The sequence below is a fragment of the Streptomyces sp. GESEQ-4 genome (assembly GCF_017948455.1).
Classification (GTDB): domain Bacteria; phylum Actinomycetota; class Actinomycetes; order Streptomycetales; family Streptomycetaceae; genus Streptomyces.
Window position 1 is genome coordinate 1 of the sequence record NZ_JAFFSU010000058.1, and the last position, 5,294, is coordinate 5,294.

The window sequence follows — 5,294 nt, forward strand, 5'->3', positions numbered from 1 at the left end:
TGCGGAGGGCGGTCGCCTCTCGGCGGAGGGCTCCATGGGGCTTCAGCCGGACGATCGTCCCCATGGGCTGTAGGTGAGGCCCGGGGACACTGTCCCCTCCGCAGCCACATATAGGTGAACGGTCAACCGCTTCGGGTTGTTCCTTGTGCCGCACGGACTCCGCTGTGAGGTGGGGCACCCGCCGTCACGGGGTCACTCGAGGAACTCGGAGATGAGGGTGGCGAATTCGTCGGGACTGGCGCTCCCGGGTCGTTGTACGGTCCGGCGATGATGCCGGCGAGCGTGGCTACTGAGCTTCAAAGCGTGGTGTCGGCAAGGGCTGACGGCTCCTGATCCCTGCGGTATGCCGACTGCATGAGGTATGCGCAAGGGGGCGGGCTGACCGACGAGCGGCGGGCCTTCCGCGAGAAGTTGAGGATGGAGGCGGCCGAGCGGTTCGCCCAGGGCGACGAGAACGCGGTCATCGCGCGCGACCTGCGGGTCAGCGTCCGGTCAGTGCAGCGCTGGCGCAGGGCCTGGTCTCAGGAGGGGCCGAGAGCCCTGGCCTCCAAAGGGCCGGCGTCGTTGCCGCTGCTCAGTGACGAGCTGTTCGCCGTGCTGGAGCAGGAGCTGGCCAAGGGGCCGGTGGCGCACGGCTGGCCGGACCAGACCTGGACCCTGTCACGGATCAAGACCCTCATCGGGCGCCGGTTCCATAAGAGCTACACCGTGCAGGGTGTAGCCGCGCTGCTCAAACGGCACGGTTGGAGCTGCCAGATGCCGGCCCGCCGGGCGGTGGAGCGCGACGAGGAGGCGGTGGCCGGCTGGGTGAAGGAGACCTGGCCGAGCGTGGAAGGACCGTGGCGGCGCTCGATGCCTGGCTCGTCTTCGAGGACGAGGCCGGATTCTCGATGACGCCGCCGACCGCCCGCACTTGGGCCCGCCGCGGCCGCACTCCGGTCGTACGCGTGCGGGGCCGCTCACGCCGCCGCTTATCCGTCGCCGCCCTGGCCTGCTACAAAACCGGCGAACGCGCGCGGCTTATCTACCGGCCCTGCCCGGACGCCCGATCCGACGGACGCAAGAGCTTCTCCTGGAAGGACTACCGCGACCTGATCCAGACCGCGCACCAGCAGCTCGGCGGCCCGATCGTACTGGTGTGGGACAACTTGAACACCCACCTGACGGCTGGGATGCGCCGCTACATCGCCGAACGCGACTGGCTCACCGTCTATCAACTCCCGCCCTACGCACCGGACCTCAACCCGGTCGAGGGCATCTGGTCGGTACTGCGGCGCACCACGGCCAACCGCGCGTTCGCCGACGCTGAGGACTTGATCACCGCCGTCCGGCGGGGCCTACGCCAGCTCCAGTACCGCCACGACGTCCTCGACGGCTGCCTCACCGGAACTGGACTTGCGCTCGCCCCACCATGACGACATCACGCTTTGAATGTCAGTACCTGGGAGACCAGAACTGTCACCAGGTCAGCGCTCCCTATGGGCTCGCGGGCAACGGGCGCTACGTCAGGGGCGAGTGCGGTCGTCGGAAGCGAAGAAGAAGCCGAAGGCTGCGCTGGCCAGCGCTATGACAGGGGTGAACATGGAGTTGACTTCTCGGTAGTCCTCGGTTGTGAACTGCAGACCGTCACCGAATATCAGGGCGATTGTGGGAGCGAGCGCGAGCACCCCGACGAGGATTAGCAGGCCCATTGCCAGCCGCGTCCTGGTCTTGTGCATGCCTTCCTGCGGGTTGAACGGCTTGGAGAGGACAGTGCGGCCTGTGTCGGGTTGGTCGTCCTCTTCGAACTCGCCCAGGGGGTCCGGCTGGCCTGAAGGGAGGCTGCTGGGCGTCCTCTCTGGGCCGGTCAGGCCTTGTGGCCTCTGCCCTTGGATGTGATCTCTGAGGATGTAGAAGGGGCTGCTTTCCAGAGCAGCAGGCGTCTCATCCTCCGTCAGGTCCTGGTCACTTGCGGGCATTGGGAATCAGATCTCCGTGTCCGGGCTGCCGTGCTGTCGGGGAATGGTGGGCGGATCGGGAGACATCCACGGCATCCATGGACCCAGCCGGAAGAAGTCGTCTTCCCCCTTGGAGAATTCGTCTTCGGCTAACTCGCGGGGAGGCTCCTGAGGGACCTCTAACTCGCGTATGTGCTTGTCTGGAGGCCCCTGAGGGACCCCCTCGTGTTCGGCTCCATGCCCCTGTGCGTCCACTTACGTGTGAATACACCCGCCTGTGCCTTGCGCGCAGGCGATCAGCTCAAGTGGTGGGCCCAGCTTCCAGATCTCGCTGCCTGACCGAGGAACCTCGTACTCAGCCAGCAGGATCTCGGTCGTGCATGACGGTTCCTCTTCGGCAGGCCCGATGAATTCGATGATCTGCGGGGACCGCTGTCGAACCTTCCGAAGCTCATGGAGGCCGGGCAGTTCCCAGTTTGCGTGGCTGCAGATCAACACCACACGACGTACGGGGCGGACAGATCCCCGGTACCTCGATCCCTGATTGTCCATGCGTGGTGTCCCCTCGAAGGCCCGCCCTAGGGCGATGGACTGGCGGTAGAGGCGCAGAGCCCCCAGCCTTCTGTGTGAGGGAGGATAGCACACCATATGTGATCTTACTCAACATCAGATACACATGCAGTGTGTATCCATGCCGCATCATGTACTGAAGAACTTGACACGGGGTGTGCTATCGAGGAACATGGCACTACGCATTCCGTCTGGCAGGACGAAGGGGGCGCCAATGGAGACCTGTTCTCCCTGTGCCTGGCGACATGGCCCTGCCGGCAGGTGCGCACCGCCGATGCCGCCTTGGGGGATCAATGGGGGTCACGGCGTAACGGGGCGCAAGGGGTGCTTCGTTATGTATGCGGCATAGGCGCCAAAACGTGTCCACGCACAATCGTCGGGCTCGCTCGCACTGCGGGGCGGGCCGATGGCTGTCGTGTCCGAGCTTTGCGACACCTTGGAAATGGGAGCTTTGCCATGCCTTCAAAGTCGACGTCGACCGACACCACAACCGATCCGCTGGCGCCGACCGGTGAAGTGAGCCGGCTCAGCGTAAACATCAACGCAGACACGGCGGCCAAGCTCAGGTGGTATAAGGACAACAAGCACATCTCGATCACCGAGACCGTGAGGCGAGCCGTTGCGCTGCTCTACCTTGTGGAGCAGGAGACCGAGGGTGGGAACGAGATCCTCATTAGGTCCAAGGACGGCAAGTCTGTGCGCCAACTCTGGATGGTGTAGCAACCTGAGCACGTCCTGATGTATCCGCCCCGCCTGAAGCCTGATACCCCCAGCTGCTCCCCCGAGATAAACCTGGCTGGGGGTATCTCTTTGTCACTGGATCGGGTCTTGTGCCGACTGTGTGTGATCTTGGACGCTCGTACGGTCCGGCTCCTGTGTCGAGGAGGATTCCGTGCCGTCTGAAGCCGACATCCTGGAGCCGCCCAAGCGGGCGGCGGAGCGCCTCGCACGATGGGAGGCAGTCCTTGACGAGTCGGTGAAGCCGAAGAGGTCCGGCTCGAAACTGCGGATCGCGACGTGGAACCTGCGGGCCTTCTCAGGTCTGACCAAGGCGTGGACGACAGCGGAAGGAGCCTCACCCAAGCGGAATTTCACCGACGTCCACGTCATCGCTTCGGTGGTCCGCCGGTTCGATGTAGTGGCGGTACAGGAAGTGCGCGGCGATCTGCGGGCGCTACGCTACCTGCTCAAGGTGCTGGGGGAGCACTGGGCATTCGTCCTGACCGACGTGACCAAAGGGAGGGTCGGCAACAACGAACGCCTCGCCTTCCTCTTCGATACCCGCCGGGTCAAACTGTCCGGCCTGGCCTGCGAACTCGTCGTCCCGATCGAGGAAGAGGCGGGTGTTCCTCCGGGTGATCTGGACCGGCAGTTCGCCCGTACCCCGTACGCGGTCAGCTTCTACTCCCAGGGGCAGACGTTCACCCTGGTCACGCTGCACGTCCTCTACGGCCAGGACGCGGCCGACCGGGTGCCGGAGCTGCGGGCGATCGCGAAGTGGCTCGCTTCCTGGGCGGAGCGGGAGTTCGGCTGGGACCACAACCTGATCGCGCTCGGCGACTTCAACATCGACCGCGCCGGCGACCCACTGTTCAAGGCGTTCACTTCCACTGGGCTGGTGCCCGCTCCGCAGCTGGACGGCTTGCCGAGGACCATCTTCGACGACCCGGGCGCCGAGCACTTCTACGACCAGATCGCCTGGTTCACCCAGGGCGAGGAGCGCCAGCCCGTTCTGAGGCTGGACGTCGTCCGCGGCGGTCACATCGACTTTGTGCCCGAGATGCGCGGTACCGGCACGCTGAACGACCTGTCGTGGCACGTCTCCGACCACTACCCGCTGTGGGTGGAGTTCGCGATCCCCGAGGCCTGACCCGAGGGACGCTGCTGCATCGGACGGACCCGCAGCGACAGCCTGCCTGCCTACGTCATCGCCAAGAGCGGTGACCTGCGCGTCGTCTCCGGCTTTCGTGTCCTTGACTTCTGGCGCTGCGACATCCGCGCCCTCTACCCCTGCCCGGACGGCGTACGCCGCTGCGGTCGCTTCCACGCCACACCCAAGCTGCGCGACGTGATGTTCGACGACCTCATACGCCGGACGGCGGCCGGCACCATCGTGCCGGTGCAGTTCCGGGTCGGCGGTACGACGCACCGCTTCTGGGTCACCGACACCGACCGCGACCGCCTCGAGGACCTCCGCAGTGACGACACCCAGCTGCCACCCGTCCCTGCGCCCGGCGCCCCTGCCCGCGCCAGCCGCAACCGACCGACCTGCAAGCCGTCCGTTTCTGCCCCGAACGCTCCAGCCCCAGTCCCGGCCCGGCCTGCTTCTCCTGCTGCTGAGACGGCGCCGGCACCGTCCGAGGCAGGAGCTCAGACAGATGCCGCGCCCTCCCACCCGCCGCTGCACCGAAACGGGCTCCCCGATGAGCTCGTTACGCTCCAGCAGGCGGCCGACGACGCTCATCTCCAGCTGCAGCGGCTCGAAGAGCCGGAGGAGCGCGACCGGCAACGCCGGGCGTGGCGCGAAGCCGCAGCGGCTGTCCAGGACGCAGTGGCCCAGTACGCGAAGGCACAAGGTCTCAACCGGTACGAGGTGGAAAAGCGGCTACGCCATGCCGTCCGGCATCCGTAGACGCAGCCAAAATCGTGACCGCCCACAGTCGTCCTGACGCCGATTGCTGAGCTTGTGCTGGACGCCCAGGCCAGCTAGTAGTGCTTCGTTAGGTTCTTGTTCTGGTGAGGGAGCGGCCGCAGGTGGTGCAGGTGCCGTCCCAGCACCGCAGCAGA

Annotated in this window: 6 protein-coding genes; 5 read left to right on the forward strand and 1 reads right to left on the reverse strand. The window is 65.8% G+C overall.

Annotation, left to right across the window (positions count from 1 at the left end; genetic code table 11):
- Nucleotides 1–354: 354 nt before the first annotated feature.
- The gene (locus KCH48_RS41675; RefSeq protein WP_210582852.1) at nt 355–894 is read left to right on the forward strand and encodes a winged helix-turn-helix domain-containing protein; all 540 of its coding nucleotides are present in this window, start codon (nt 355–357) and stop codon (nt 892–894) included.
- Nucleotides 891–1,415: a transposase gene (locus KCH48_RS41680; RefSeq protein WP_246886765.1), complete on the forward strand. Its 525-nt coding sequence runs from the start codon at nt 891–893 to the stop codon at nt 1,413–1,415. The genes KCH48_RS41675 and KCH48_RS41680 overlap by 4 nt, the downstream gene beginning before the upstream one ends.
- 90 nt (nt 1,416–1,505) lie before the next feature.
- Here KCH48_RS41680 and KCH48_RS41685 read toward each other — a convergent pair whose 3' ends face one another.
- Nucleotides 1,506–1,958 (reverse strand): hypothetical protein, encoded by a 453-nt coding sequence (locus KCH48_RS41685; RefSeq protein ID WP_210582854.1) that lies wholly within the window; start codon nt 1,956–1,958, stop codon nt 1,506–1,508.
- Between the two features lie 1,005 nt (nt 1,959–2,963).
- On the opposite strand from KCH48_RS41685, the gene KCH48_RS41690 reads away from it, so the two are divergent.
- The 3 genes from KCH48_RS41690 (at nt 2,964) to KCH48_RS42775 (ending at nt 5,139) form a co-directional block, all read left to right on the forward strand.
- Nucleotides 2,964–3,227, forward strand: coding sequence for a hypothetical protein (locus KCH48_RS41690; protein ID WP_210582855.1), 264 nt, complete (start codon nt 2,964–2,966; stop codon nt 3,225–3,227).
- 172 nt (nt 3,228–3,399) lie between these two features.
- Nucleotides 3,400–4,377: an endonuclease/exonuclease/phosphatase family protein gene (locus tag KCH48_RS41695; RefSeq protein WP_210582856.1), complete on the forward strand. Its 978-nt coding sequence runs from the start codon at nt 3,400–3,402 to the stop codon at nt 4,375–4,377.
- 198 nt (nt 4,378–4,575) lie between these two features.
- Nucleotides 4,576–5,139, forward strand: coding sequence for a hypothetical protein (locus tag KCH48_RS42775; RefSeq protein WP_246886764.1), 564 nt, complete (start codon nt 4,576–4,578; stop codon nt 5,137–5,139).
- The last annotated feature ends 155 nt before the right edge of the window (nt 5,140–5,294 follow it).

Excerpts from the sequence above, each read along its gene's own strand:
- KCH48_RS41675 (WP_210582852.1), top strand. The coding sequence starts at position 355 with ATGAGGTATGCGCAAGGGGGCGGGCTGACCGACGAGCGGCGGGCCTTC.
- KCH48_RS41680 (WP_246886765.1), top strand. The coding sequence starts at position 891 with ATGACGCCGCCGACCGCCCGCACTTGGGCCCGCCGCGGCCGCACTCCG.
- KCH48_RS41685 (WP_210582854.1), bottom strand. The coding sequence starts at position 1,958 with ATGCCCGCAAGTGACCAGGACCTGACGGAGGATGAGACGCCTGCTGCT.
- KCH48_RS41690 (WP_210582855.1), top strand. The coding sequence starts at position 2,964 with ATGCCTTCAAAGTCGACGTCGACCGACACCACAACCGATCCGCTGGCG.